This window comes from Variovorax sp. CF079 (assembly GCF_900101545.1).
GTDB lineage: Bacteria > Pseudomonadota > Gammaproteobacteria > Burkholderiales > Burkholderiaceae_C > Variovorax.
This window is the reverse complement of sequence record NZ_FMZU01000003.1, coordinates 244,184-270,435: the sequence shown is the minus strand read 5'-3', so window position 1 is coordinate 270,435 and position 26,252 is coordinate 244,184. Positions and strand designations below refer to the sequence as shown.

Sequence of the window (26,252 nt, the reverse complement as noted above, 5' to 3'; positions counted from 1 at the left end):
CCGCCTACCCCGCCTTGGGTGGCGGCGGATGGGTGTACGCGTAGCTGGGCATCACCCGCTGGCGCAGGAATGCCGACACTTCCGCATTGAGCTTGCGTTCGCTGTCCAGGTCATTCGGCAGCGCCAAGTGAAGCGCCGGGTACAGGCTGAAACGGTACAGGTCGAACGCTACCTCCACCACGTTCCCGTACGCGATCGCTGCCTGCACACCGGCACGGTACGACAGCCACGCCAGCACGAGCGAGATCAACGCCAGCCCCAGCCATGGCGGGTGGCGCCACAACAGCGCGCCGCACACCAGAGCGGCCAGAAAGAACACTGCGGCAAAGCGCAGCGTCACGTCCATCTGGTTGCGCGCATCGCCCAGAAGGCTGCGCATTGACTCGGGCAACAGCGGGAACAGTCGCGGCCAGATCACCACGCCGTCCAGACCGTAGGCGCGCTGCGGTCGGTCCTCGGCGGCGCGCAGTACATTTCCGAGCGCGGTGGGCATCAACCGGTCCGCCGACGGATAGCGTTGCATCAGCGCCGCTGCGCTCGCCTGCATGCGCTGGCGGGTCGGCGCGTCGGGCTGGCCGCCACCTTCGTAGCCCAGCGCCTTCACCAGTGCATCGCGTCGGCGCGCTTGGCGCGCGGTGGCGAGGCGCGCCAGATCGCGTGCACCCGGTGCATTGCCCCAGTAACCCTCCAGCAGGCGCACCAGCGAAAGCTGCAGGGGGTGCAGCACGAGCGCCAATGCGAGCAGCGCGGCCACCAGCAGCAGTGCCTCGCCGCCGCCCGGGTCCTTGGCAGCGGCCCACAGTTTGGCGACATCAGGTGCGGCCTGCGGCGCGCCGCTCGCGAGCAGCGAGGCGATCAATCCGAACAGCGCCAGGTTTGGCAGCAGGCCGACAAGGGACAAGCGCGGGCCGACCTCTCTCAAGCCGCTGTCGATCAGGCCGTCGAGTTTCATCGGTGCGACCTTCAGCCTTGCAGGACAAGCGGCTGGTCGGGGTGGCGCGCGCAGTTCGGCGCATCGTCAAACACGATGGTCACGAGCGAGTAGCCGCAGTCGCGCCGCGGGCACACCCAGTGCGTGGTGCTGTAGTTCCCCACGCCCGGCAGCAGCATGGCGTCGGATGCGCCGACACCCTTCAGGCCGTCGCCGACGAACGTGATCGTCGCTTCGCGGTTCACGGTGCCGAGCAGCACTGCGCCGCGGCGCACCTGAATCTCGGTACACGAATCGTCGGCGCCGAAGGTACTGACCAGTGTGCCGAGCACCTGCGCATCGCTGGCGCCGCTCACGTCCACGACCACGGCCATGGCCGCGCCGGCGTCGCGCGCCGCCACTTTCGCCACGATGAGCTTATCGAGCAGTCCCATGGTCTCTTCCTTTCGCGAAACGGATTTGCGGCTTGCCGACCGCGAAAAAGGCGGCCCAGTGCACCGGGTGAGCGTAAGGGCGCTCGGGCCCGCCTTGCAAGCGGGTCGCGGCCGCCTCGAGCATGAAGCGCGCTGCCGGCTGCAGGCGCTGTTCGTGCATTGCCAAGAACCGCGCGCGTGCCTCGTCGCGCGGCATCTCGCGCAAAGCGCCGGCGCTCTCGCGCAATGCGGTCACGACGTCGAACGCGTCGCCCGACGCCGCGAGCCGGCGGTAGAACAGGTCGGCGGCGAGCAGCGTGAGCGACTCGGGCACCGGCCACAAACTGCACACCACCGCGCCCACACCGGCCAGCAAAAGGGCCGCGGGCAAGCCGCCGTATTCGTCGATCACCGGCTCGAAGCCGCCGGAGCCGGTTTCACAGGCGGAGAGAAAGGCCACACCGAGCCGATTCAAGCGCGTGCCGACGCCGATGTCGCCCGCCGACCAGAGCTCGGCACTGCGCAGCGGCGCGCCGTCGCGGTACGACGTCCACAACGTGCCGGTAACGCTGAATTCGAGCCTGCGCTCGAGCGGCGTGCCATCGTCGCGCAGGATCTCATGAAGGCGGCCGCGCCCGTCGATGTGGGTGTGACGCCGGCCGTCCCCTTGCTCCTCCCATGCCTCGGCGGCCGCGGCCAGCACGCCGAGCGGGTCGCCGCCGGGCAATCCCAGCGCGCCGGCGCCCGCGTGCATCAGCAAAGCCGATGCCCGGTCGCGGTCGGGTTCCGATCGCCCGTGTCCACAGAAGTGCAACACGCCCGCACGGCGCAATGCGGGTGCCACGAGCGCTTCGGTGGCGCGCTCGTGCGCGAAGCGTTCGACGGCAAAGGCGGCGCCGCACAAGGCGCTCTGCACAGCTGCGCTTTCGGCGGCGGCGAGCGGCAGATCGCCGGTCGGGTTCTCGACGATCACCGCGCGGCGTGAGCTCGGCGGACGCGGCGCACGTGAGGCCAGCAGGTGCGCGAGGCTGGGCGCACTCGCGATCTCGATCTCGGACAGCGAGGGGAGCGCCCAGAACGGCAGCAGGTGCAGATAGCGGTGCGCGACAATCGTCAGCCGGCGCACGCCGAACTCGCGCGCGGCCTTCGCAATCCAGCGCCCGAGGTCGGCGTCGACCGCGGCGAGCAGGCCATCAAGCACCGCGGCGTGTTCGAGGCCGAGCTCCGGCGCGCCCATCGCGAAGAGCCAACCCGGGCGCGCCTCGTCGCCTGCCATCACACGCATCCAATAGCCGTGGGTCCATTCGCTGATCCATTGCGCGCGGCTCGGCTGCTCGCGGTCGCCGTGGCGCACCAGCACCGCAAGGGTGCCCCTGAAACCGCTGCAGATCGAAAGCACCGCCTCGTGTTCAACGAGCGCCGCTGCCACTTCAGCGAGGCCGGGCGATACCAGCGCCGACGCATCGAACTGCGGCCGCAGCCTGCGGTAGCGCTCGTACACCCGTGCGTGGCGCGACACCTGACCGTGCATGCGGTCACCGGCGTCAGCGCGATCGGGAGTGGCGGCCGTCGCCGTCGAACCAAGCGGCGCGCCGCGCTCGTGCGCATGCAGCTCGCGCTCGAGGCGCAGCAGCGTTCGCCCGCGCGGGATCGTGCGCAACCACGCGCGCTGGCGCAGGCGCAGGCTGCGCGCGGCATCCAGCGCACGCAGGGCCTCGTCCCAGCGCCCAAGCGCACCGAGCGCGAATGCGTGATACGTGGCCAGGTTGCTGAAATGCTCACCTCGGTCCTGTACATCGGCGTCGCGCAGCGCGTCGAGATAGTCGTCGCGCGCCGCATCGATCAGCGGTGCGAAGAGCTGCGCCGCGGTCTCGTGCTCGCCGAGTTCGAGGCGCCGGCGTCCCTCGTGGTACGCGACGATGCGGTCAATGTCGTCCGGCACCGACTCGCCGCTGCGCGCTGCAGCCCAGGCCGTCGCCGCGACTGCCGCGTTGCTCTCGTCGACGTCAATCAGCATCGCGAGCAGCATACGGCTCTGGCGCAACTCACGGTCGCTCGAACGCTCGGCACCGATCGCGTCGGCGCGTTGACGCGCGAGAGCGGACTGTTCCTTGAGGCGCGCAGCTTCGCCGGCGTCGCGCGCCTTGATCGCCAGCTTGGCGTGAAACTTGAGCGACGCCACGTCCAGGCGACGCGGCAGCTGCGGCTCGCCTTCGATGGGCAGCCGCTGCCGGGCCTGCTCATAGAGCGACACGGCTTCATCCTCGGCAGCAAGGCCATGATCGAGCAAGTCGATCACCGACGAGACGAACGATGAGGGATCGTCTTCGTTCAGCGCTGCGCCAAGCCGTTGGCGCACGAGAGTCTCGGCTCGTTGCAGGTCGCGCTGAGGGTGCGACTCGGGCAGCGACAGGATCGCTCGCGCAACGATGCCGCCGATGCGTACATGGCCCTGCGCCATCAGGAGCATCTCCTCGCCCACCGCGACGCGGCGCTCGTCGTCGTCGGCGCGCTTGGTGAGGCGAGCGCCGCCGATCCAGCGCAGCAAGAAAGCTCCGGATTCTTCGCTCAGCGCCGTGTAGGGCCCGGGCGTGTTCTCGAGCCTGGCGAGTTCGCCCAGGGCGTAGGCGAAGCCCATGCCGAAGCGCGCGAAGCCTTCGCCAAGCGCCGCGTCGCGTTGTGCGTCGTCCGCTGCGGCGAGCGCACGCTGCACCAAAGCGAAATGATGTTTCGCATCCGCCTTGCTCACCTTTCGTGCTTCTTCGCGAGCCATTGGTGGACCATACGCCGCATGCAGTGACGCGGCAATGCTTGTACTGTGGGCGGCGCATCACGAGCCGTGGACTAAAAGCAACCTCGCTTTGACCATGGCCGCGACGATGCGGTCCAGATTGTCGAGTGCCCTTGAGCCGTAGGAACAGTCCAGGCTGTAGGCACGAAGGCGCGCTTTGTCCTTGGATGCCGCCGGCGTGCGCAGGATCACCGAGCGGTACTCTGAAGTGGTCAACTTGCTGGTCGTGACGATTCCCAGCTCGTTGGCCTTGAGCTGCGTGTCCTCATCGCTCAGGAAGCGACTGTCCTGGACGAACAGCTCCTTGCGAAAGCCGCAGCGGTAGATCCGGTAGAAAGGCGAGTCGTGGTCGTCTGTGCGGCGGCGGATAACCGCCAGGCGTCGGTCCTCCTCCGCGTCGGTGCCGCGCTGGTATTCAAAGGCTATCGCGCTGGCGTCCGTGGGGACCACAAAGCGAATCCAGGGCTCCTGGCCGTGGCCACTGGCGACGATCTGGCTGGACAGATGGCCGAAGAACAGCGGAAGGATGCGCAGCGTTGTTGTTTTGCCTACGCCGTTCTCGCCCAGCACCGCAGCGCGCCGCACGGGTCCACGGAAGTGATCCGCCCGCTGGGAACGTGCTGGTTGGAACCGGCATTGATCAGCACCATACGGTGGAGTTGGTAATTGGACATGTTCCGTGATCCGCAACGTGGGCCGGTTGGCACCCTTCTGTAGAGATGCAGCCTCACTGGGTTGATTTCGGCGCTGTCTCCGCGATGCACTCAACCAAGTTCAGCGCCGCCAGCATAGGCATCTTTTCCGTCTCGGATTCGATGCCCCAGAAGGCCCTGCTCCCCGAACTTGCCGAAGACGTATGCGAGCAACTGCTGCTCGGGATGGTCCGCGATAAAGTCCGAAATGGCTTGCGCTTGCTGCTGCGGCGTCAGGTCCTCGATGAAGCGCACGCGTGCGGAGATGCGCTTCAGGCAACGTTCCTGAACGACTTCGGAGATGACCGGCCAGGCTTTGCCGCTGGTTTTCATCGCCTTATAGAAGACAAGTAGCAGATTCAGAACCATCTCGATTTGCTCAAGGGTGGCGCCATGCAGCCGAAGGGCGAGCACCGAGAAGAAAAGGTCGGGCTGTCGGTCGTGGATTTCTTCGGCAAGTCGCTCGCGCTCCTTGAAAGCCATGCGCTCGACGCAGAGCACGGCATCGACGAGAAGCCGATTGGAGATCGATGTCATGGGGCGATCGTCCAACGCCGCCTCTCTGTTAGTGGTGGTGGCCTCTTGCCCACGAAATGAGCTCGTGCAGACCGACCGAAGTCGCTCGGCAGAGAAGTGCCCGACGTTGCCGCCCGCCAGCTCAAGACGAAGCGAGAGCCATTTTGTCAATCAAACAGAACTCAATCTGAGGTTGCTGCAACTCAGTGTCAGACAAGGAGAACGACATGGAAGACGATCGTCGCCCCGTCACCGTCATTCGTGCTGATCTGGTTCGCGCCAAAGATCAGCTTGCCGCCTTGGGCCCCAACCTCGAGGGCACCGTCCATAGCCTTGCCCGCCACCGCGTGATGAGCCTGGCCGAGGAGCTCCGCGCTGCGGAGGACGCAGCCGAGAGCCTCGCAGAGACGGTTGCATTGAAGTGGATCTATCGCTATGCCGTCGGCAAGGGCCTGCTGATCAACGAGGGCAACGGTCTACAGGGCACTTGACACGGTTCTGTCGCGATAAGCCGGTGCTGATACGCTGAGCCGAGACGGACGGCGGGATATTGGTGATGATCGAAGCGCTGCGCAAGGCGATCAAGCGGATGCATTACCCGCTGGAGGTGATGCTGGTCTGCGTCCGGTGGTATGCGGCCTCCCCGTTGAGCCCTCGTCATATCGAGAGATGATGGGCGAGCGCGGCGTGCTCGTCGATCACGCGACGGTTCATCGCTGGTCGATCAAGATTCTGCCGGTGCTCGCGGCGGTGTTTCGCCGATTCAAACGTCCGGTGGGCGCGAGCTGGCGGATGGATGAAACCTACATCAAGGTCGCTGGACAGTGGAAGTACCTGTACCGGGCCGTCGATCGCGACGGCGAAACGATCGACCTCCTGCTCGTGCCAAGCGAGATCACGCAGCCGCACGATGCTTTTTCGAGCAGGCCATCGGTCTGCACGGTGTCCCCGAAAAGATCACCATTGATAAAAGCGGTGCCAACACGGCCGCTGAACCTCCTCGGCCTCCCGGCGCGCCGTTTCCCAAAGCAGTCGAGCGGCATTGCGCACCCCCACCGGCATGCCATCCGGATCGTTGCCAGCCGGCCTATGGGACGTCGAACCCACCAGTCGTTCGCCGAGCGTCGCAAACCAGCGCTCGAGCATGGGGCTGACGGTATTGGGCGAGCCGCGACCGATCTTTAAGCGCACGCGCTCGATGGTCGGCCGCTTGCCTTCGGCCAGCAGCGCATCCGCGGCCTCGAACACGTCGGCTTCCTTTACCATCGATAAGTCGGGGTTTTTATCGATAGCCATACCAGAGGGGAGGCGCTTGCGCCGCCCGTCGCGGTTCTCGTGACAAATGAAACTAGGCGCATAGCAATTGCGCTACAATGGCCTTTATGAAGACCGCCCAGCTGCCTCCTGTTCGTGTCGAACCATCCGTGCGCGATGAAATCGAAAGCGTGCTACGCCAGGGTGAAACTCTGTCGCAGTTCGTGGAGAACGCGGCTGTGCAGGCTGCACAGCGCCGCAAATCTCAGCAAGAGTTCCTTGCGCGTGGCCGCGATTCATTGAAGCGAGCAAGAAAGAGCGGCGAGTACTACTCGGCCAAGGACGCGCTCGAAGCGATGCAAGCGCGCCTCGATGCGCGCATTTCGCAGCTCGTGCAGGAGAAGCGCGGCGGAACCGCACGTTCGTGACTTACACGGTCTCCCTGACGCATGAGGCCCTTGAGGATCTGCTGCGCCTTGAGGACTTTCTCGTCGAGTCCGCTCTACAGCATGGAGACTTCGATCTGCCGCGTCGTGCAGTAGAGGCCATCCGGACAGAGTTCCGAATTCTGACAACGAATCCGTTCACTTGCCGCATTGCCGACACTGACCGGCTCGAACGCGAACTGGTTATTCCATTCGGGGCCTCGGGATATGTAGCGTTGTTTCGAGTCATCAGCGACCGCGAGGTCGTGGTTGCTGCGATCCGCCACCAGCGCGAAGATGACTACCACTAGCATCGGGCTCGGGAATGGCGCCGGTCTTCGAACTGTGCGCATCCGCATCCGACTTTCGCAAGCTCCACAAGAATCGATCTCGAAGCGAGCATGAGTCGATGCGGCGGAGCAGGGCAGAGTGGCGGCGTCCCATTGACGCCGGCAGGATTGATCACGCCGCGGCCTTCCCGAGCAGTCTCACATGATCTGCGCCGCGTGGCCGAAGGACCTTCTGGCCTGGTCTCACGCAAGCGTGGGCGTGCCAGCAACATCAGCTGGCGCCAGGCGCCGAGCGTGCGATCTCGATCATCCGCCAACGCTATGTAGACTTCGGCCCGACGCTTGCGGCAGAGAAGCTTTGTGAATGCCATGGGGACATCCTCAGCAAGGAGACGGTCCGGGCGCTGATGGCGTCCGCCGGCTTGTGGACGCCTCGCAGACAGCGCGCAGCCAAGTGGTCCAATAACACGAACGGCTTAAGCGAAATTTCGCTCGCAGTCCCGCCGCTGCGCATTCGGTCACGAAAGCGCGCAGATTCTTTGCGCGCAGCTTGAAGCCTCGACCCTGGCCGCCAGAATGCGCGCCTCAACAAGAAGCAAGAAGGTCGGGGCCAGCGATGGTATTCAGGGGAGGTCGAGGGCCACGGGCCCATGAGAAAACGCGCGCCGTTTTTTTGCGGCGCAATGCATGGACGCTGGCGGTGCTGGGCACCGCAGCGGCAATGGCGCAGGCGCAGACCGCGCCGCTGCCTTCGGCGCCCAATCCTTTCGTCGAGGAACAGCGCCAGCAGGAACGCGAACGCGCGCTGCGCCAGCAACAGGAACGCGCGGTCGACAGCCGCCTGCAGCCCGCGGCGCCGCCCGAAACCCGGCGCCTGGCCAAGGACGAGAGCCCGTGCTTTCGCGTCGAACGCATCGTGCTCGACGGCGAGCTCGCCGAAGACTTCCAGGGCATCCTCTCGTCCGCCGCCGGTGAAGACGGCAGCGACGACCCGCTGGGCCGCTGCCTCGGCACCGAGGGCGTCAACATCGTCCTGACCCGGCTGCAGCAGGCCGCCGTCGCGCGCGGCTACGTCACCACCCGCGTGCTCGCGGCGCCGCAGGACCTGAGCCAGGGCACGCTGACGCTCACGCTGATCCCCGGGCGCATCGCCGCCATCCGCAAAGCCTCCGGCAGCGATGCGCGCACCAGCCTCCACAACGCGATCCCGGCGCGGCCCGGCGAGCCGCTCAACCTGCGCGACATCGAGCAGGGCCTGGAGAACCTCAAGCGCGCACCCACCGCCGAGGCCGACATCCAGATCGAGCCCTCCAAGGCCGAGGGCGCGCGCCCCGGCGACAGCGACCTGGTCGTCAAGTACAGCCAGCGCTTCCGGTTGCGCACCACGCTGAGCCTGGACGACGGCGGCACCAAGGCCACCGGCAAGACGCAGGCGGGCGCCACCGTCGCGTGGGACAACCCGCTCGGACTCAACGACCTCTTCTACGTCAGCGCGAACCACGACGCCTTCAACCACAGCGGCCAGGGCACCAGCGGGCAGACCGTGCACTACTCGGTGCCCTACGGCTACTGGCTCTTCGGCGCCACCGCCTCGCAGAACCGCTACCACCAGACCGTGCAGGGCGCCGACCAGGACTACGTCTATGCCGGCGAGTCGGGCAATGCCGAGCTCAAGCTCTCGCGCCTGATCTACCGCGACCAGCGCCGCAAGACCACGCTCGGCCTGCGCGGCTTCCGGCGCAGCGCGCGCAACTTCATCAACGACACCGAGATCGAGGTGCAGCGGCGCGTGACCGGCGGCTGGGAGCTGGGCCTCGCGCACCGCGAGTTCATCGGCCAGGCCACACTCGACGCCAACCTTGCGTATCGCCGCGGCACCGGTGCCTTCGGCGCGCTGCCGGCGCCCGAAGAAGCCTTCGGCGAAGGCACCTCGCGCTTCAGGCTCCTCAGTGCCGAACTGGGCTTGAACCTGCCCTTCGAGCTCGGCGCGCAGAAGCTGCGCTACGCGGGCCTGTGGCGCGGCCAGTGGAACCGCACGCCGCTCACGCCGCAGGACCGCTTCTCGATCGGCGGGCGCTACACCGTGCGCGGCTTCGACGGCGAGGCCAGCCTGATGGGCGAGCGCGGCTGGCTGCTGCGCAATGACATCGGCTGGGCGCTGGGCGCGAGCGGTGCCGAGCTCTACGTCGGCATCGACTACGGGCGCGTGGGCGGCCTGTCGACCGAGCAGCTGGCGGGCCGGCACCTGAGCGGCGGCGTAATCGGCCTGCGCGGCGCCGTGAAGGGCCTGAACTACGACCTCTTCGTCGGCGCGCCGATCAGCAAGCCCGAGGGCTACCGCACGGCCAGGACCACCGCGGGATTCAACCTGAACTTCAGTTTGTGAGCTGGCAAGGAAAGAAGAATGAACAAGCATTTGCACCGCATCGTCTTTAGCGCCGCGCGCGGCATGCGCATGGCCGTGCAGGAGACGGCCATGAGCGCGGGCAAGGCGACGGGGGCGACCTCGGGCGTGGTGGCGACTGCGCTGGCCGGCTTGCTCGCCGTTTCACCGGCGCCCGCGCAGATCGTCGGTGCACCGGGCGTGGCGCCCAACCTCCGGCCCACGGTGCTGCTGGCGCCCAATGGCGTACCCCTGGTCAACATACAGACCCCCTCGGCGGCGGGCGTCTCGCGCAACCTCTTCAACCAGTTCGACGTCCAGCGCAACGGCGCCATCCTCAACAACAGCCGCACTGATGTGCAGACGCAATTGGGCGGCTTCGTTCAAGGCAATCCCTACCTCGCGACAGGGCCCGCGCGCATCATCCTCAACGAGATCACGAGCGGCAACCCGACGCAGCTGCGCGGCTACGTGGAGGTCGGCGGCCAGCGGGCCGAGGTGATCATCGCCAACCCTGCCGGCATCGCGGTCGATGGCGGCGGCTTCATCAATGCTTCGAGAGCCACGCTCACGACGGGGATCCCGCAGTTCAATGCAGCCGGCGGCCTCGACAGCTTCGTGGTGCGCGGCGGCACCATCAGCATCGATGGCGCCGGGCTCGACCTGAGCCGCACCGACTACTCGGCGATCCTCGCGCGGGCCGTGCAGGTCAATGCCGGGATCTGGGCCAACGAGCTCAAGGTGGTGACCGGGGCCAACCAGGTCTCGGCCGACCACGGCCAGATCAGCCCGACCACGGGCACTGGCCCCACGCCCACCTTTGCGCTCGACGTCGCGCAGCTCGGCGGCATGTATGCCGGCAAGATCACCTTGATCGGCACCGAGGCCGGGCTGGGTGCTCGCAATGCCGGCACCATCCAGGCCGCGAACGGTGCGGGCACGCTGGCCGGTGCCGGTCAGCTCGTCGTCACCGCGGCCGGACGGCTGGAGAACATCGGCACCCTGCAGGCCACGGCCGGTGCCAATCTGAATGCCGACAGCCTGGCCAACAGCGGCCGCATCGCCAGCGGCGGCGAACTCAGGATCGCCACACAGGGCACGCTCGGCAATGCAGGCGGCACGCTCGAAGGCCCGAGAGTCGAGCTCACGAGCGCGGGCGGCGACATCGACAACCGCGGCGGCACCATCCGCCAGACCAGCAGCGTCGGCCTGACGGTGGCGGCGCCGAGCTTGAGCAACACCGCGGGCGGCGTGATCGGCGCGGAGCCGATTCCCGAAGCGCCTTCGCAACCCAGCCCCGGCGCGGGCACAGGCGGAACAGGCACCGGCGGCACCACGGACCCCGGCCAGCCGGCCACGGGCGATGGGGGAGGCACCGGCACCGGCGGCAGCGGCGGCACCGCGCCTTCGCAACCCTATGTCCCTCCCGCCCCCGGCAGCCTCACCGCCGCCGGCGCCATCCTCAATGACGGCGGGCGCATCTACGCGGGCGGCCCGATCACGCTGCAGACCCCGCAGGTCAACAACAACGGCGGCTCGCTCGCGACGACCAGCCTGGCCGCGAGCGGCCCGCGCTTCAGCAACGTGGGCGGCACGGTCAACGTTGCGAACAACTTCAGCGCCCACGTCGACCACTTCGACAACACCGGCGGGAGCCTGCGCGCCGGCAGCCTGAACATCGTCGCCACCGGCGACCTGGTCAACCAGGACGGCAAGCTCGAGAGCAACGGCGATGCGAGCTTGGGCGCCGGCGGCTCGCTCGACAACACGCGCGGCACCGTCTCCGCCGCGGGCAGCTTGACGGCCAATGCAAGCGGCGCCCTCAACAATACTGCCGGCACCCTGCTGGCCAACCAGGGCATCACCGTCGGCGCGCAGTCGCTCACCAACAGCAAGGGCAGCATCCAGTCGGCCACTGCCGGCACCCGGCTCACGGTGACGAATCAACTGCTCAATGCCGAGGGCACGATCGGCGCGGCCACGGACCTGTCGGTCCAGGCGGGGAGCCTGAGCAACAGCGGCAGCCTGCGCGGCAGCAACGACACCACGATCGATGTGGCTGATGCACTCGTCAACGACGGCAGCATCACGGCCGGGCGCAACACTGCGATCACCGCCGGCAGCCTGCAAAGCCCTTCGACAAGCTCAGGAGAGGCGGTATTGGGCGCCGGCATCCAGGCCGATGGCAAGCTCGGCAGCATCGGCGATCTGCGCGTGACGACCACCGGCGCGCTGGTGGCCACAGGCACCCACCTCGCCGCCGGCGATGCCGTGCTGCAGGGCGCGAGCATGGACCTGTCCTCCAGCACCACCAGTGCGGCGAACATCGCACTGACCGCGACGCAGGGCAATGTCGCCACGAGCAACGCGGCGGTCGTCACGCCTGGCACGCTGAGCGTGAGCGCCAACGCGCGGCCTGGCCAGGCGCTGGTGAACGATGCCGGCACCCTCAATGCGGGCCAGCTCGACCTCCGCGCTTCGAACATCGCCAACACCCATGGTGGCGAGATCGTCCAGACCGGCACCGGCGCGACCGCCATCGCTACCTCAGGCGCCATCGACAACACCGGCAGTCGCATCGCCACCAATGGCCAGGACCTCACGCTGCAAGCAGCCAGCATCACCAACACCGGCGGCAAGATCGAGCACGCGGGCAGCGGCAGCCTGAGCATTGGCGGCGGCAGCTACAGCGGCGCCAACGGCCAGATCACCGGCAACGGGGCGCTGTTCGTCAACCTTGCGGGCGCCTTCAACCAGGACGGCGGCAACACCTACGCCAAGCAGATCACCATCGATGCCGGCGCCTTGAGCAACCAGGGCGGCAAGATCGTCCAGGCGGAGTCGGGCGATACGCGCATCAGCGTGGTGGGTGCGTTGAACAACTACGCCGGCACCATCGCCAGCAACGGCCACACCACCGTCGCCGCGGGCAGCCTGAGCAACCAGGGCGGCACGATCAGAGCGGCCGAGGCTTCGAATCTGGGCCTGACGGTCGGCGCCATGCTGGACAACAGCAGCAAGGGCGGGATCGGCGCCGGCGGCGATGTCGCGCTGAATGCCGGCAGCCTGAACAACGACGACGGGCGCATCATCGCGGTGGGCGACCTGAGCAGCACGACGACGAACGGCGCCACCAGCAACCAGGCCGGCACCATCGCCGCCAACGGCAACACCACGCTCAACGCCGGCAGCCTGAACAACAACAACGGCGGCGCCGTCGCGGCGGTCACGGGCCAGCTTCAGGTCGCGACCTCGGGCGCCACCACCAATGCGGGCGGCAACCTGCAAGCCGGCGGCGCTGCAATCCTGAGCAACGCCGGCCTGGACAACAGCGCCGGCAAGGTGTTCGGCAACAGCCTGAGCGTCGACACGCATGGCCAGGCGTTGACCAACGCGCTGGGCACGATCGCCGCCACGGGCATGGTCGATGTGCGGTCGGGCGCATTGAACAACAACGCCGGCCTGGTCCAGTCGGGCGGCGCGATGACCATCGACACGCACGGCCAGGCGCTCACGAACACCAACGCGGCGGGTTACGCAACGGGGCAGGGCGGCATCACCAGCAGCGGCACGCTGACGCTCGCGAGCGGCGCCTTGGACAACACGGCGGGCTTCATCGGTGCCAAGGATGCGCTGGTCGCCCATACCGGGGCAGTGACCAACGCAGGCGGCGGCATCGTGCTGGGCCAAGGCAGTGTCAGCATCGACACCCACGGCGCCGGCTACGACAACCGCGGTGGTCAGATGCAGGCGGCGGGCGACCTGCGCATCGACGCAGGGGCCATCGACAACACCGGTGCGCTGATCCGTTCGCTGGGCACCACCACCCTGAACGCCGGCACGCTCGCCAACGCCAACACGCTGAGCACGGACAGGGGAATCGAAGGGAAAAATGTCAGCATCAGTACCGGCACGCTGATCAACAACGTGGGTGCCATCCGGGCCGACGACGACACCACCATCACCACCTCGGGCGGCGTCGACAACAACTGGGGCCTGATTTCCGCCGGAAATGCCCTGCGCATCGTCGATCCGAACGCGGCCAACCCGGCCGCCAAGACCTTGAGTCTCACCAATACCAACGGCAAGCTGGTCGCGGACAAGAACCTGCAGATCGACGCCGCCACCTTCAGCGGCGACGGCCAGGCCGTCTCGGGCAAGGATCTGAGCATTGCGCTCACGCAAGACGCCGTGAACAACGCCGAAGTCGCGGCCAACGGCAGCCTGAGCTACACGACCACCGGCAACTTCACCAACAACGGCAAGCTGCTCGCAGGCGAGACCCTCACCGTTGGCGGCAACAACGTCGAGAACACGGCCGGCGCGGAGATGTCGGGTAAGAACACGATTGTCAACGCTGGTGGCACGCTGACCAACCGCGGGCTGATCGACAGCAACGGCGCTACGCAGATCAACGCCGGGACCGTCAACAACGTGGGCAGCGGCCGCATCTACGGCGATGCCATCTCCATTGCCGCTGGCACGCTCAACAACGATGCCGAAACCGTCAACGGCGTGACCAAAGCCGCCACCATCGCCGCGCGGTCAAGTCTCGATATCGGGGCCAGCACCATCAACAACCGCGAGCATGCGCTGATCTTCAGCGCCGGCGACATGTTCATCGGCGGCGCCCTGGATGCCAACCGCTACGCCACGGGCCAGGGCGCCACGCTCAACAACCACAGCGCCACCATCGAATCGCTGGGCAACATGGCCATCGCCATGGGCACCGTCAACAATTGGGACACCCATCTGCAGGTGGGGCAGCAGACCACGCATTCGACCACCTCCCGGCTTGCCACCATGGACGGCAAGTTCTGGGACCGCAGCGACACCTGGGGCGATGATGCCAGCCGCTTTGTGTTCCATCGCAACGCCGACGGCTCCGTCGTCGTCGTGGGCTCGGGGTGGGGCATCTGGGACGACACCATCGACGCCACCACCGACTACGCCACGCATACCGACCCGGCGCGCCTGGTGGCTGGCGGCAACATCGACATCAACGGCTTTCTCCACAACCGGGACAGCCAGGTGCTCGCCGGAGGCACCATCACCGCCGCGGGCTCCAAGAACGAAGCCACGCAGGGCACTCAAACCTCCACTGTCACCACGCTCGTCACCGGCTACATGGCCAGCAAGCCGGGGACGGGACCCAACAACTTCACTTTGGTGGGTCCGACGACTTCCTCCGGCACCGTGAACGTCGGCAGCTTCCGCTACGAGTCCAACTACCTCGCGACCAGCGGCGCTGCACCCGGTTCAGCGGCGAGCGCGGCGGTGAACGCCAATGCGGGCGGCACCGGTGACGTGAACGGCGGCACACGCCCCGGCGCGATCGTCGAAGTCCCGGCCAACGTCGGCGCGGTCGTCAAGACCTCGGGCACTGGTGCCGATGCGGCGGCTGGTGCAGGCGGCGCCAACAGCACCGGCAGCAGTCGGAACATCCCGATGGTGGTGCGCACCAGCACGCCGAACACCACCATCCCGAGCGCGAGCCTGTTCGGCATCCATGCGGGGCCCGGCGGCTACCTGGTCGAGACCGACCCGCGCTTCGCGAACTACAGGCAATGGCTGTCCAGCGACTACCTGCTCAATGCGCTGGGCATGGACCCCAACTACCTCCAGAAGCGCCTGGGCGACGGCTTCTATGAGCAGAAGCTCATCCGCGAGCAGGTCGCTCAGCTCACCGGCTACCGCTATCTCGACGGCTTCTACTCGGACGAGGAGCAGTACACCGCGCTGATGAATGCCGGGGCCACCTTCGCCAAGGAATACGGCCTGAAGCCCGGCATCGCCCTCACGGCCGCGCAGATGGCGCAGCTCACTAGCGACATCGTCTGGCTGGTCGAGCAGACCGTGACCCTGCCCGACGGCAGCACGCAGCAGGTGTTGGTGCCGCAGGTCTACGTGCGCGTGCGCCCGGGGGACATCGATGGCTCGGGGGCGCTTCTGAGCGCCGACGCCGTCAAGATCAAGAGCAACGGTGACGTGGCCAATACCGGCACCATCGCCGGCCGCACCCTGGTCGCCATCAACGCCGACAACATCAACAACCTGGGCGGGCGCATCAGCGGCGGCAATGTCGCCCTGGAAGCCGTCAACGACCTGAACAACATCGGCGGGACGATCGATGCGCGCGACAGCTTGTCGCTCAAGGCCGGGCGCGACATCAATGTCCGCACCACGACCACCACCAACAGCGTCGGGCTGAACAGCACCACCAGCATCGATCGCGTGGCGGGCCTGTACGTCACCAACCCCGGCGGCACCCTGGTGGCCAGCGCGGGCCATGACGTGAACCTGATCGGCGCCATCCTGGAAAACAAGGGGCCGGGCGGCTACACGTCGATCACCGCCAAGAACGACATCAACCTGGGGACCGTGCGCGAGTCCACCACCGTCGTGGGCGTGGGCATCGGCAGCAACAACTCGATGACCGCGTCCTCGTCGCGCGAACTCGGAACCACCATCGCCAGCAACGGCACCACGATCCTGAATGCGGGGCGCGACGTCAATGCGCGTCAGGCCACCGTGGATGCCGGCAACGGCCTGCTGACCGTGCATGCCGAGCGCGACATCAACATCGCATCAGGCCAGACGCAAACCTCCGGCAGCTTCTCGGCGCAGTGGACCGACAAGGGCGTGACGCGCAGCACCGACAACAAGCTCAGCAGCGAGTTCGCCAGCAGCACCAGCGTCGGCAGCAGCTTCTCAGGCGGCCTCGTTTCGCTGGGTGCCAAGAACGACATATACATCGAAGGCTCGCACATCAGCGGCACGCAGGGCGTGATGATCGATGCCGGCCGGAACCTCGGCATCGTCGAGGGGCGCAACACCACCTATTCCTCGGCCGAACAGGACCGCAAGACCAGCGGCGTGAGCGGCTTGCTGGGGATGGCGGTGGGCGCGCCGATCACCCCCGTCTTGCCCTTCTCCAAGACGAGCAAGACCGGCATCGAACTGCAATCCGACACCGCTTCGGCCAGCACCGTCACCAGCAGCCAGGGCGGCGTGCTGCTGCAGGGCGGCACCGTGAACATGGTGGGCGTGCAGGTCGATGCCGCCAAGGACATCGCCATCAACGGCGGCCAAGTCTACATCCAGGCTGCCACCAACACCAGTTCGGTCACCGGCACCAGCAGCACCGGCGGCAAGGGCCTGACAGCCAACCAGTTCATCTGGCACGACCCGAGCACCGGCATCAACGCCAAGCGAACCATCACCACCGAGATCCAGGACAGCACGCTCACGCGCACCACGCTGAATGGCACCAACGTGACCATCAGCGCTGCCGACACGCTCGCCATGTTCGGCACCACGGTGAATGCGTCGGGCGCCCTCACGCTCAACGCCGACACCCTGCTCCTGGGCACGCAGACCACCGAGCACAGCCAGAGCGAAACCAGCCAGGGGCGCGACCTCGGCTACCAGAAAACCAAGGACAAGGGCACGCAGGACCAGACCACCCACTACAACCAGTTCAACGCTGTCAACCTGGCGGTCAATGCCAACCACGTGCAGGCGGGAATCGGGGCAAGGGACAGCGTCGAACAGCTCGCCAAGCAGCCGGGCATGGGCTGGGTGGAGCAACTCAACAACGATCCGAAGCTGCAAGGCAAGATCGACTGGGTCAAGGTCGAGGAGGCGCACAAGAACTGGAACCATGAGCAGCAGGGGCTCACGCCCGAGGGGGCGGCCATCGTGACGCTGGTGGTGGCGTACTTCACGGCCGGGGCGGCATCGGGCGCCGGCGCCACTGCGGGCGAGGCTGCAGCTGTGGCCACGGGGCAGGGGATCGTGGTGGAGGGGGCGGTCTTCGCGGCGGGCAGCACCGTCGGCGCCGTCGTTGGAGGCGCCGTCACCGCCGGCCTCGCGGCACTGGCCAGCCAGGCGGCCGTGGCGCTGATCAACAACCAGTTCGACATTGGCGCGACGCTGAACGATCTGGGATCGAGCGCCAGCGTCAAGAACCTGCTGACGGCCATCGTCACGGGCGGGGCGCTGGGCGGGCTGAACCTCGATCCGACCGGCTTGCCGACGGCCGGCGGTGGTGCGCAGGGCTTCATGACCCAGCTGGGCCAGAACCTTACCGCCGGCGCGGCGAGAGCCGTGATTGGCACGGCCATCAACGGCGGCAGCCTCGAGGAGAACCTGAAGGAGGGGCTCAAGTCAGCGATCCTGGACACCATCGCTGCTCAAGGTGCCAACGCGATCGGCGACAACCTCGACGGCTTTGCCAACAAGGTGGCCCACGCAATCGCGGGGTGTGCAGTTGGGGCAGCCAAGGCCGATAGCGCGAGCGGATGTGGGGCGGGCGCGCTCGGTGCAGCGATCGGTGAGATCGCGGCCGAGGCCTACGGGCGACAGGCCGACACGGTGCAATTCGCCGGGCTCATGAGTGGCCTCGCAGTTGCCATCGCGGGCGGAGATGCAAGCCAGATCAATATCGGCAGCCAGGCGGGTAGCAATGCGGCGGCGAATAACTTCCTGAACCATCCGGACGCGGTCAAGGCGCGCCAACTGACTGAAGCATGTAAGACGCAATGCACCCCTGCTCAGCGGGAGCAGTTGGCGACGTTGCTTCAGCAAGACAAGGAGACAAATGAAGCCTTGAACGCTTGTGCTGGAAGCAGCAGCACGCTGTGCAACGGAGTGCGTGAGGACTTCAAGAATGCCGCTACCAGCTTCATGCCCAACGACGACGACATCTGGAACTGGTCCCGCCAGCAGTCGGACGCCTCGGACGGCAAGTACACAGCGGTACAAATCTATGACGCCTACCGCACCAACTTTATACAGAGCTCGGTGCCCAACATGACGGTGGGCGATCTCACGGAGGTAGCCGACTGGATGCGCGGGCGCATCGTTGGCGGCAGTGAGCCCAACAATCCTGGAGAGGGGCCGCTGAGCAGGATCGCCATGGGTTGGGCTGTGGGCAACTCGGCATCGGCGCAAGGGGCGTTGGGAGCGGCAACCATGGGGTTGGCTGGAGCTATTCGTGCCGGTGCACTCGCGGCGGGGCCTTACTTGTCAGCAGGAGCGGTGCCGCTCAGCTTGGCAGACACCCAATCCATATTGACGCAGCAGATTGGAGATTTGCGGGGAACGTTGACGGGGAGCGCGAGAACTGGAGGCAATGTGGGCGTCGCACAGATCGATATTCCAGGTATTCAGCCGACTATGGCAGCCTCCAGTCGAATCACGAATCCGACTTCTGATCAGAGGGCGTTGGGCTTCGTTGGTCAGATTCCAGAGACTTTTCCTAGTTCGGTCGTCCCGACGGGTAGCAATCCTCCACTGATGCTCAATCGGGCCGTTGATTCCGAGGCCAAGATTTTGAATAACATCGCTGCACAGTTGAGGGACAACACTTCAGCGACTGGAACGATCAATCTGTTGACTGAACGCGCTCCGTGCGTGAGTTGTTCAAATGTGATTCAACAGTTTGAAGCCAAGTACCCGAACATCAAGATCAACGTGTTGGATAACGGTGGCAAAGTTGTGCCGCCAACAAGGAGAGGCGGTTGATATGCTGCATGAAGAACGAGTGACATATGAGACTTTGAAGTTGTGGGCACTGGAGTCCTACTACGACGGTTGCAGAGATCTTGCTGCAATGAAGGGATGGCCGCATGAACAGATTTTGGCCTACGTGTCCCACACGTTCGAGGACGGGTTTGAGCGGCCTGTAGAGGACTTGATGTGGCGAGTAATTCTCTTGGTGCTATCAGGGGGGTGGCATCCCGACTGGGAAGTAAGCGCGCGTCAAGTTATTACGGAGCAGCTTGCCAAACATGGTTTGAGGGCGCTTCTTCTTGAAGTTCCCGAGGACGAAGCGGAACTGTTCCAGCGCGATCTTCAAATCCTAAAACTGATCTGATGCAGTGCGACATCCTTTTTTTGGATGCGAAGCTGACACGCGTCCGAGTGCTTGCCATTTGATCGGCGCCATCCTCGAGAACAAGGGGCCGGGCGGCTTCACCTCGATCAGCGCGAAGAACGACATCAACCTGGGGACGGTGCGCGAGTCCACGGCCGTCGTGGGCATGGGCATCAGCAGCAACAACTCGATGGCCGCGTGAGCGGCTTGCTGGGGATGGCGGTGGGCGCGCCGATCACCCCCGTCTTGCCCTTCTCCAAGACGAGCAAGACCGGCATCGAACTGCAATCCGACACCGCTTCGGCCAGCACCGTCACCAGCAGCCAGGGCGGCGTGCTGCTGCAGGGCGGCACCGTGAACATGGTGGGCGTGCAGGTCGATGCCGCCAAGGACATCGCCATCAACGGCGGCCAAGTCTACATCCAGGCTGCCACCAACACCAGTTCGGTCACCGGCACCAGCAGCACCGGCGGCAAGGGCCTGACAGCCAACCAGTTCATCTGGCACGACCCGAGCACCGGCATCAACGCCAAGCGAACCATCACCACCGAGATCCAGGACAGCACGCTCACGCGCACCACGCTGAATGGCACCAACGTGACCATCAGCGCTGCCGACACGCTCGCCATGTTCGGCACCACGGTGAATGCGTCGGGCGCCCTCACGCTCAACGCCGACACCCTGCTCCTGGGCACGCAGACCACCGAGCACAGCCAGAGCGAAACCAGCCAGGGGCGCGACCTCGGCTACCAGAAAACCAAGGACAAGGGCACGCAGGACCAGACCACCCACTACAACCAGTTCAACGCTGTCAACCTGGCGGTCAATGCCAACCACGTGCAGGCGGGAATCGGGGCAAGGGACAGCGTCGAACAGCTCGCCAAGCAGCCGGGCATGGGCTGGGTGGAGCAACTCAACAACGATCCGAAGCTGCAAGGCAAGATCGACTGGGTCAAGGTCTAGGAGGCGCACAAGAACTGGAACCATGAGCAGCAGGGGCTCACGCCCGAGGGGGCGGCCATCGTGACGCTGGTGGTGGCGTACTTCACGGCCGGGGCGGCATCGGGCGCCGGCGCCACTGCGGGCGAGGCTGCAGCTGTGGCCACGGGGCAGGGGATCGTGGTGGAGGGGGCGGTCTTCGCGGCGGGCAGCACCGTCGGCGCCGTCGTTGGAGGCGCCGTCACCGCCGGCCTCGCGGCACTGGCCAGCCAGGCGGCCGTGGCGCTGATCAACAACCAGTTCGACATTGGCGCGACGCTGAACGATCTGGGATCGAGCGCCAGCGTCAAGAACCTGCTGACGGCCATCGTCACGGGCGGGGCGCTGGGCGGGCTGAACCTCGATCCGACCGGCTTGCCGACGGCCGGCGGTGGTGCGCAGGGCTTCATGACCCAGCTGGGCCAGAACCTTACCGCCGGCGCGGCGAGAGCCGTGATTGGCACGGCCATCAATGGCGGCAGCCGAGGAGAACCTGAAGCAGGGCTTAAAGAACGCGCTGCTCGACACGGTGGCGGCCCAAACTGCCAATGCGATCGGAACCCTCACCGCCATTGGCACGTTGCATGACTTCACCAACAAGATTGCCCATGCCATTGCCGGTTGCGCTGTTGGCGCCGGCAAAGCGGACAACTCGTCCGGTTGCGGCGCCGGCGCGATCGGCGCGGTGATTGGAGAAATCAGCGGCAACGCGTACGGGCGCGACGAGTTCGACAATCTCAGACCTGGTGCTGTCGAAATGGCTCAGATGTTCGCCGGCATTGCCGGCGCGTTCGCCGGACTGGACGCTGCCGAGATCAACATTGCTGCTGCTGCAGGCGCCAACGCTGCCGCAAACAATGCGTTGAGCTTGCGCGGCTCGGCCAAGCTGATGAGCGACTTGCGAGCCTGCTCCAGCGGCACGGGCGGGACCTGCGACATCGCACAGTTGCGCGAGGAGATGGCACGTGACGCCGACAAGCAGGCACAGCGCATGGACAGTGCCTGCGGCAGTGGGGGAGACCTGAGTCAATGCATGGCGCTGGCCAACAGCGCGAACTTGAGCTTGACCAAATCTCATAGTCGCCTACGAGTACGCCGACACCGCCGACAAGAAGGCGCTGGTGGGCGATCTGCTGGGCCGGCAGATCGAGGACATGACGAGGCTGTACAACACGCTGGGCACGCGGCAGGAAGCAGCCAGCATCCGCGACTTGGTGGGCGCGGCGATCACCGGATCGCTGCAGGCGGCCGGGGTGGTGGGGATGAGCATTGGGGGGGCAAAAAACCAGGAGAAAGCACGGGGCCGATTGCTCTGACGCGAGCTAAATTCGGCCACACCTTCGATACTCATGGCCAAGGGCAAACTGAATTCCTGACAAAACGAGCTGCCGGGTCAGGAACACCTACAGGTCAGTTTTTAGACGATCAAGCAGCGGCTCATCTCATCCAAGAGAATCTCAGCAACTTGTCAAACGGCGCTATCTCCATCCCATTGCCCAGCGGGTTTCCTGCACGCGTGATCATGCCCGACGGAACCTATGCACCAGCCTCCTCGGTCAGGATAGTTCCAGGCAGAGGCGGCGTCAAAACGGCGTATCCGGAGCTCTAAAATGTCACATGAATTCTATGGGGCCACTGCGCGTGCAGTGGCTGAGATCAATCGATTGCTGAAGCTGCCTGCGACAGGACGAGAGCAGGACTGGGAGTTTGAACTTGCAGATCCAAAAAGGATTCACGAGATGTTGAATCTTTTGGTGCTCGGCAATTTGAACGATGAATGTCGTAGCGCGCTCGCCTTGCTATTGTTGGCTTCGATGGAAGAGCAAGACTCCTTGGAGCCAAGAGATCTAGTTCAAGCAAAGGAGTGGTTCCTCCGAAACAAGCGGGCTCGAGATCAGATGCATTTCTATTGGATTCAAATGAGCCGCGCTACTAGGCCAGACTTGATCAGCCGCGTGCTTGGCATTGGTTGAATACCGAGGTCAGAATGCATCGGGGCAGTGGGTTGACAAGAGCAAAACCCTCTACCTTTTTTCCGCAGAGTTGGACGGAGGCCCGGCTTGGTTTCGAGCTGGCAGCGGCCTTCAAACGTGCTGACGCGCCTCCCCAAGCATCACCTGAGCAGATCGAGGAGCAGATGCGATTGAGCGGCAACAAGAATCGAGGCGTCTCGGCCAACACATTGGAGCACTGGGATGTGGCAACGCAGCCCGGCTACAACGCCGATCCGGGATTATCCGTGCGGGCAGTGCCGGGTACGACGCAAGTCATCGAGGTGGTGGCACGACCGGACTGGGAAATCCAGCAATACATCGTCTCGAGCACGACCACTGGTGGCGGCACCAATGGCGTGCCGCCGTGGACACCCTACACGCCGAGCCGGGGCGGAACTGCTCCGATCAATCCACCGGATGCGCCGACTGCACGGTTCGCAAATGGGCGACTACAACAGTGCGGCAGGGCTGGGAAACACGCAACCTGCAGGCAGCCTAGTTTCGCCTGAGATGCGGCAAGAGATCGCAGGAGGTGCAGAAAGGCTTGGGCGTCAAGCAGGGGTCATCGGTGCTGCGGCAACGGCTGCGTCAGCGGTCCCTGGACCTCATCAACCAGTTACAGGTGCTACTGCTGTCGGGGCTATTGCCATCAACTTTGGTGCAACAGCAGTAGAGCAGCTCTTAAGACCCGATCCAGGCAAGCTCATCGTTGACACTGCTCTCACCGTTACTGGCACTTTGGCGGAGCGTGTGCCCGTTGTCGGACCAATTGCCTCTCCTATTACCAACGAAGTACTGGAGGAGTGGAAGAACTCTGGTACTTCGCAGTCCTTACAGCAATGGTTGAACCGGCAGTCCGGCCGCCCAGGAGCGAACTCGAGATGAAAAACTTCATTCAATTGTTTCTAGCTGATGGAAAGCTAACGGGTCTCGGGGTCGCGATCCTATTCCTAGTGGGAGTTCTGATCTTGCTCGGTTCGATGGCTTTCTTGCCAATGGTATGGATGAGGTGGTTGGGCGCTTCGCTGGGCCTTGGGTGTATGGCCGTTGCTGGACTCAGCGGTCGAGCCCATGCCCTCGGGCTCCCCCCTCCCTTCACCAACGATCCGCTGGGCTGGCGCAAAGCAAAAGCCACATACAAGCAGAAACCGGGTCCTGAGGCTGATTCAAGCAGCAGTTCGGCATCGCAGCAGAGTGAGAGCGAGAAGAAGTAAGTTCGTGCGTGGGCGACGTGCTTGCCGGCTTGGGCAAGGGCGATGCAATTCAACATGTACGCGGCTAACCGCGAACGACATCCAGCCAACCAATCCCAGCCAGACTGTGTACGGCGTGGCATATCAATTTCAACAACCAGAAAGAGCGTCAGAATGAATATCAAGAAGTCAATCACCATCGCCGTGCTGGCGTGTGCAGCAGTCGCTGTCACTGGCTGCGCGAGCTTGCCCTCGCCGGAGGCGATGCAGACCGCGACGGCGAATTTCCAGCTCCCGAAACTGCCCGAGCCAGGCAAGGCCATCGTCTATGTCGTGCGCCCCTCTTCGGTGGGCAGCATGGTTCGATTCAATGTCTTTGTCGATGATCAGGAGCCCGCTTCTGAAATGGGCTTTACGCGAGGCAATCAGTACATCCACTTCGGCCTCGCGCCGGGGCAGCACAAGATTTACTCGAAGGCTGAGAACTGGGCGGAAACACTCGTCTCGGTCAAGGCCGGCGATGTCGTGTTCATTGAGCAGGAGCCATCCATGGGCGTCATCATGGCCAGAAACAGCTTGGTCAAGCTCGAAGACCTGCCGGGCAAGTACCACGTGAAGAACCTGCCGGTTGGGACCATCATCAAGATCGCAAAATAGTCCGTCCTGCCCCGGAGAGATGCGTTCTCTCCGCGCATCCTGCGCAAGTCACCCTCGTTCATCGCACCACGCGGGCGCTCTTCGTCCGACGCATCCAGCGCGCTACGACAGACTCATGCACCAACATCCAGGCCGGCAGCATCGAGATCACGGCGCGCGAGACCGACATCAACATGACCGGCGCCAAGCTGCAGGCGCGCGACATCAGCCTGGACGCGAAGCGCGACATCAACCTGCTCGCCGCCCAGAACACCGCCGCCACCGCGGGCAACAGTTCGGGCCGTTCCTTGGGCGGCGGCGTCACCTTCGGCTTCGGCTCGCAGAACGGCTTCAGCATCCAGGTCAACGCCGGCAGCAACCAGGGCAAGTCGATCGGCAACGAGGTTCGCTACGACAACACCCTCGTCACTGCGACCGACACCCTGAAGATCAAGAGCGGCGGCGACGTCAACATGCGAGGCGCGCAGGTGGCCGGCGACACGGTCAAGGCCGACATCGGCGGCAACCTGAACATCGAGAGCCTGCAGGACATCACCAACTACGCGAGCCAGCAAAGCAGCGGCGGCGTCAACGTCAGCCTGTGCATTCCGGGGTGATCGTATTTTCCGTGCAGATTGATACGGTCGCTGCAAAAAACCCCAACCGCGACAACCACTTACGAAAAGGCCCAGTGCCCGTTCTTTGTGCTTTCCGTGCAGATTGATACGCCAGCGGTCTGATCGTCCGACGCCAGCGTCGCGGATGTGCAAGCAGTTCGGCAACAACCGGCTTACTGCCAATCACTGCAGCGTTCTGGTACGCGCGCCGCCGGGGCGCGCATGGAGCAGCACATCGGCGTAGTGGTCGAGGGCGAAGCCGTGAAGTGTAGTAAAGAGGCGCGTTTTAAGTAGTAAAGTCGCAACTACTAGATCTGGCCAGCCTGATCACCGTCGCGGCGCTGGTGGCGCTCAATCGGCCTGAACAACTGCGCTTCCACCTGGAAAAGGCGGTGGAAAACGGTCTGAAGCCGGCTGAGCTGGTCGAAGCCATCACACACCTGGCGTTCTACGCGGGCTGGCCGATGGCGATGAGTGCGGCACTCACCGCGAAGGACCTGTTCGCCAAGAAGTCCTGAACGTCGTGGGCGTCATTTTGAAACCAGACGGGGGCACCGCCGCCATCAGCCTTCGCGTCGAAGTGAACGGTCTTGGTGAGTGTGCCCGTGCGGCGCGCGAAGCAGCGCGTCCGGGGGCGTGCTTGCGCGCTGTACCGACCGCCGCACTCAGACTGACTTGGTGGCATTCATGGAGGAAGTCGCCCGGACTTATCCGGAGGGCAACGTCCACGTGATTTGGGACAACCTGAACACGCACCGCGCCTATGGCGTCTGGAAGAGCTTCAATGCTCGACATGGCGAGCGCTTCTTCTTTCATTTCACCCCGTTGCATGCCAGTTGGGTGAACCAGATCGAGTTGCTGTTTGCCATCTACACACGGCGAGTGCTTCGTCACGCCAGCCACTATTCGATCTTCCATCTGCGGCAGCGTACCGAGGACTTCATCGTCCAGCGCAATCGCGCGCCGCAGCCATTCAAGTGGACATTCGCCGGGTTCGAACTACAGACCGGTGAACCCAAGAGGATCCCTGCCGATGCCAGATCCATTCGCCCGAGCACGAGCCGACGAACTCCAGCGTCATCTAGCTCGTCTCACGGGGCATGACCATGTCCGAGTTCGCCCCTACGGCAAACACCTACTGATCCAGATCCACCGAGGCGACGATGTCGTCGACATCATTGCTCGGCTGACGGAGGTATCTCGCACAAGGTACACCGCTGCGTTCCGCAGTCACACGGGACGTTGGGAGCCACTGCCCG

General features: G+C 65.0%; 23 protein-coding genes and 3 pseudogenes. 20 read left to right on the top strand and 6 right to left on the bottom strand.

Annotated elements, in window-relative coordinates; genetic code table 11:
• Nucleotides 1-4 precede the first annotated feature (4 nt).
• Genes BLS74_RS05570 through BLS74_RS05560 form a run of 3 tightly spaced genes read right to left on the bottom strand, consistent with a single transcriptional unit; the run spans nt 5 to nt 3,805 of the window.
• The gene (locus tag BLS74_RS05570; RefSeq protein ID WP_093103594.1) at nt 5-952 is read right to left on the bottom strand and encodes a hypothetical protein; all 948 of its coding nucleotides are present in this window, start codon (nt 950-952) and stop codon (nt 5-7) included.
• Nucleotides 953-963: 11 nt separating this feature from the next.
• On the bottom strand, nt 964-1,365 hold the full coding sequence (locus BLS74_RS05565) for a hypothetical protein (RefSeq protein ID WP_093103593.1): 402 nt from the start codon (nt 1,363-1,365) through the stop codon (nt 964-966).
• Nucleotides 1,349-3,805 carry a CHAT domain-containing protein gene (locus BLS74_RS05560; protein WP_170855506.1) on the bottom strand — a complete coding sequence of 819 codons (2,457 nt, stop codon included), beginning with the start codon at nt 3,803-3,805 and terminating at the stop codon, nt 1,349-1,351. Before BLS74_RS05560 ends, BLS74_RS05565 begins: the two co-directional genes overlap by 17 nt.
• Between BLS74_RS05560 and BLS74_RS34300 the strand changes: the two genes are divergently transcribed.
• Nucleotides 3,791-4,144, top strand: coding sequence for a hypothetical protein (locus BLS74_RS34300; protein ID WP_170855505.1), 354 nt, complete (start codon nt 3,791-3,793; stop codon nt 4,142-4,144). The two genes, BLS74_RS05560 and BLS74_RS34300, sit on opposite strands and share 15 nt — an antisense overlap.
• A 30-nt stretch (nt 4,145-4,174) precedes the next feature.
• On the opposite strand, the gene BLS74_RS05555 is transcribed toward BLS74_RS34300, so the two are convergent.
• On the bottom strand, nt 4,175-4,705 hold the full coding sequence (locus tag BLS74_RS05555; RefSeq protein ID WP_170855504.1) for an ATP-binding protein: 531 nt from the start codon (nt 4,703-4,705) through the stop codon (nt 4,175-4,177).
• 194 nt (nt 4,706-4,899) lie between these two features.
• Nucleotides 4,900-5,364: a hypothetical protein gene (locus BLS74_RS05550; RefSeq protein ID WP_244503768.1), complete on the bottom strand. Its 465-nt coding sequence runs from the start codon at nt 5,362-5,364 to the stop codon at nt 4,900-4,902.
• A 206-nt stretch (nt 5,365-5,570) separates the two neighbouring features.
• Between BLS74_RS05550 and BLS74_RS05545 the strand changes: the two genes are divergently transcribed.
• The gene (locus tag BLS74_RS05545; RefSeq protein ID WP_093103588.1) at nt 5,571-5,834 is read left to right on the top strand and encodes a hypothetical protein; all 264 of its coding nucleotides are present in this window, start codon (nt 5,571-5,573) and stop codon (nt 5,832-5,834) included.
• Nucleotides 5,835-5,899: 65 nt separating this feature from the next.
• Nucleotides 5,900-6,335: pseudogene (locus BLS74_RS05540) on the top strand (IS6 family transposase); the annotation flags it as partial.
• A gap of 19 nt (nt 6,336-6,354) precedes the next feature.
• Here the strand turns inward: BLS74_RS05540 and BLS74_RS05535 are convergent.
• A pseudogene (locus BLS74_RS05535) lies at nt 6,355-6,639 on the bottom strand (DNA-binding protein); the annotation flags it as partial.
• An 86-nt stretch (nt 6,640-6,725) separates the two neighbouring features.
• Here BLS74_RS05535 and BLS74_RS05530 point away from each other — a divergent pair.
• The 17 genes and pseudogenes from BLS74_RS05530 to BLS74_RS05465 all read left to right on the top strand — a co-directional run bounded on the left by BLS74_RS05530 (nt 6,726) and on the right by BLS74_RS05465 (nt 26,097).
• The gene (locus tag BLS74_RS05530) at nt 6,726-7,025 is read left to right on the top strand and encodes a YlcI/YnfO family protein (RefSeq protein ID WP_093103718.1); all 300 of its coding nucleotides are present in this window, start codon (nt 6,726-6,728) and stop codon (nt 7,023-7,025) included.
• On the top strand, nt 7,022-7,333 hold the full coding sequence (locus BLS74_RS05525; protein ID WP_093103585.1) for a type II toxin-antitoxin system RelE/ParE family toxin: 312 nt from the start codon (nt 7,022-7,024) through the stop codon (nt 7,331-7,333). The genes BLS74_RS05530 and BLS74_RS05525 overlap by 4 nt, the downstream gene beginning before the upstream one ends.
• A 198-nt stretch (nt 7,334-7,531) precedes the next feature.
• Nucleotides 7,532-7,758 (top strand): annotated as a pseudogene (locus BLS74_RS35025) (ISNCY family transposase); the annotation flags it as partial.
• A 275-nt stretch (nt 7,759-8,033) separates the two neighbouring features.
• Entirely contained in the window at nt 8,034-9,698 is a 1,665-nt protein-coding gene (locus tag BLS74_RS05515) for a ShlB/FhaC/HecB family hemolysin secretion/activation protein (protein WP_170855517.1), read from the top strand.
• A gap of 18 nt (nt 9,699-9,716) precedes the next feature.
• Nucleotides 9,717-19,223: a two-partner secretion domain-containing protein gene (locus BLS74_RS05510; protein WP_093103582.1), complete on the top strand. Its 9,507-nt coding sequence runs from the start codon at nt 9,717-9,719 to the stop codon at nt 19,221-19,223.
• Nucleotide 19,224: 1 nt separating this feature from the next.
• Nucleotides 19,225-19,575 (top strand): hypothetical protein, encoded by a 351-nt coding sequence (locus BLS74_RS05505; protein WP_244503767.1) that lies wholly within the window; start codon nt 19,225-19,227, stop codon nt 19,573-19,575.
• A gap of 58 nt (nt 19,576-19,633) precedes the next feature.
• The gene (locus tag BLS74_RS34295) at nt 19,634-19,777 is read left to right on the top strand and encodes a hypothetical protein (protein WP_170855502.1); all 144 of its coding nucleotides are present in this window, start codon (nt 19,634-19,636) and stop codon (nt 19,775-19,777) included.
• Nucleotides 19,774-20,538, top strand: a complete 765-nt coding sequence (locus tag BLS74_RS05500; RefSeq protein ID WP_093103580.1) for a hypothetical protein — start codon at nt 19,774-19,776, stop codon at nt 20,536-20,538. The genes BLS74_RS34295 and BLS74_RS05500 overlap by 4 nt, the downstream gene beginning before the upstream one ends.
• A 60-nt stretch (nt 20,539-20,598) precedes the next feature.
• On the top strand, nt 20,599-21,141 hold the full coding sequence (locus BLS74_RS35520; protein WP_170855501.1) for a DUF637 domain-containing protein: 543 nt from the start codon (nt 20,599-20,601) through the stop codon (nt 21,139-21,141).
• Nucleotides 21,026-22,162: a DUF637 domain-containing protein gene (locus tag BLS74_RS33705; RefSeq protein WP_139191635.1), complete on the top strand. Its 1,137-nt coding sequence runs from the start codon at nt 21,026-21,028 to the stop codon at nt 22,160-22,162. The genes BLS74_RS35520 and BLS74_RS33705 overlap by 116 nt, the downstream gene beginning before the upstream one ends.
• Nucleotide 22,163: 1 nt before the next feature.
• Nucleotides 22,164-22,526 carry a hypothetical protein gene (locus BLS74_RS33700; protein WP_139191634.1) on the top strand — a complete coding sequence of 121 codons (363 nt, stop codon included), beginning with the start codon at nt 22,164-22,166 and terminating at the stop codon, nt 22,524-22,526.
• The gene (locus tag BLS74_RS33695) at nt 22,523-23,056 is read left to right on the top strand and encodes a hypothetical protein (protein WP_139191633.1); all 534 of its coding nucleotides are present in this window, start codon (nt 22,523-22,525) and stop codon (nt 23,054-23,056) included. The genes BLS74_RS33700 and BLS74_RS33695 overlap by 4 nt, the downstream gene beginning before the upstream one ends.
• A gap of 372 nt (nt 23,057-23,428) precedes the next feature.
• Complete coding sequence (locus BLS74_RS33690) at nt 23,429-23,761, top strand: hypothetical protein (protein ID WP_139191632.1); 333 nt, start codon at nt 23,429-23,431, stop codon at nt 23,759-23,761.
• A 153-nt stretch (nt 23,762-23,914) separates the two neighbouring features.
• The gene (locus tag BLS74_RS05480) at nt 23,915-24,397 is read left to right on the top strand and encodes a DUF2846 domain-containing protein (RefSeq protein WP_093103574.1); all 483 of its coding nucleotides are present in this window, start codon (nt 23,915-23,917) and stop codon (nt 24,395-24,397) included.
• Nucleotides 24,286-24,993 (top strand): hemagglutinin repeat-containing protein, encoded by a 708-nt coding sequence (locus tag BLS74_RS35020; RefSeq protein WP_093103572.1) that lies wholly within the window; start codon nt 24,286-24,288, stop codon nt 24,991-24,993. The genes BLS74_RS05480 and BLS74_RS35020 overlap by 112 nt, the downstream gene beginning before the upstream one ends.
• Nucleotides 24,994-25,307: 314 nt before the next feature.
• Nucleotides 25,308-25,511, top strand: a complete 204-nt coding sequence (locus BLS74_RS05470) for a carboxymuconolactone decarboxylase family protein (protein WP_093103571.1) — start codon at nt 25,308-25,310, stop codon at nt 25,509-25,511.
• A gap of 79 nt (nt 25,512-25,590) precedes the next feature.
• The gene (locus BLS74_RS05465) at nt 25,591-26,097 is read left to right on the top strand and encodes a transposase (protein ID WP_280142611.1); all 507 of its coding nucleotides are present in this window, start codon (nt 25,591-25,593) and stop codon (nt 26,095-26,097) included.
• The last annotated feature ends 155 nt before the right edge of the window (nt 26,098-26,252 follow it).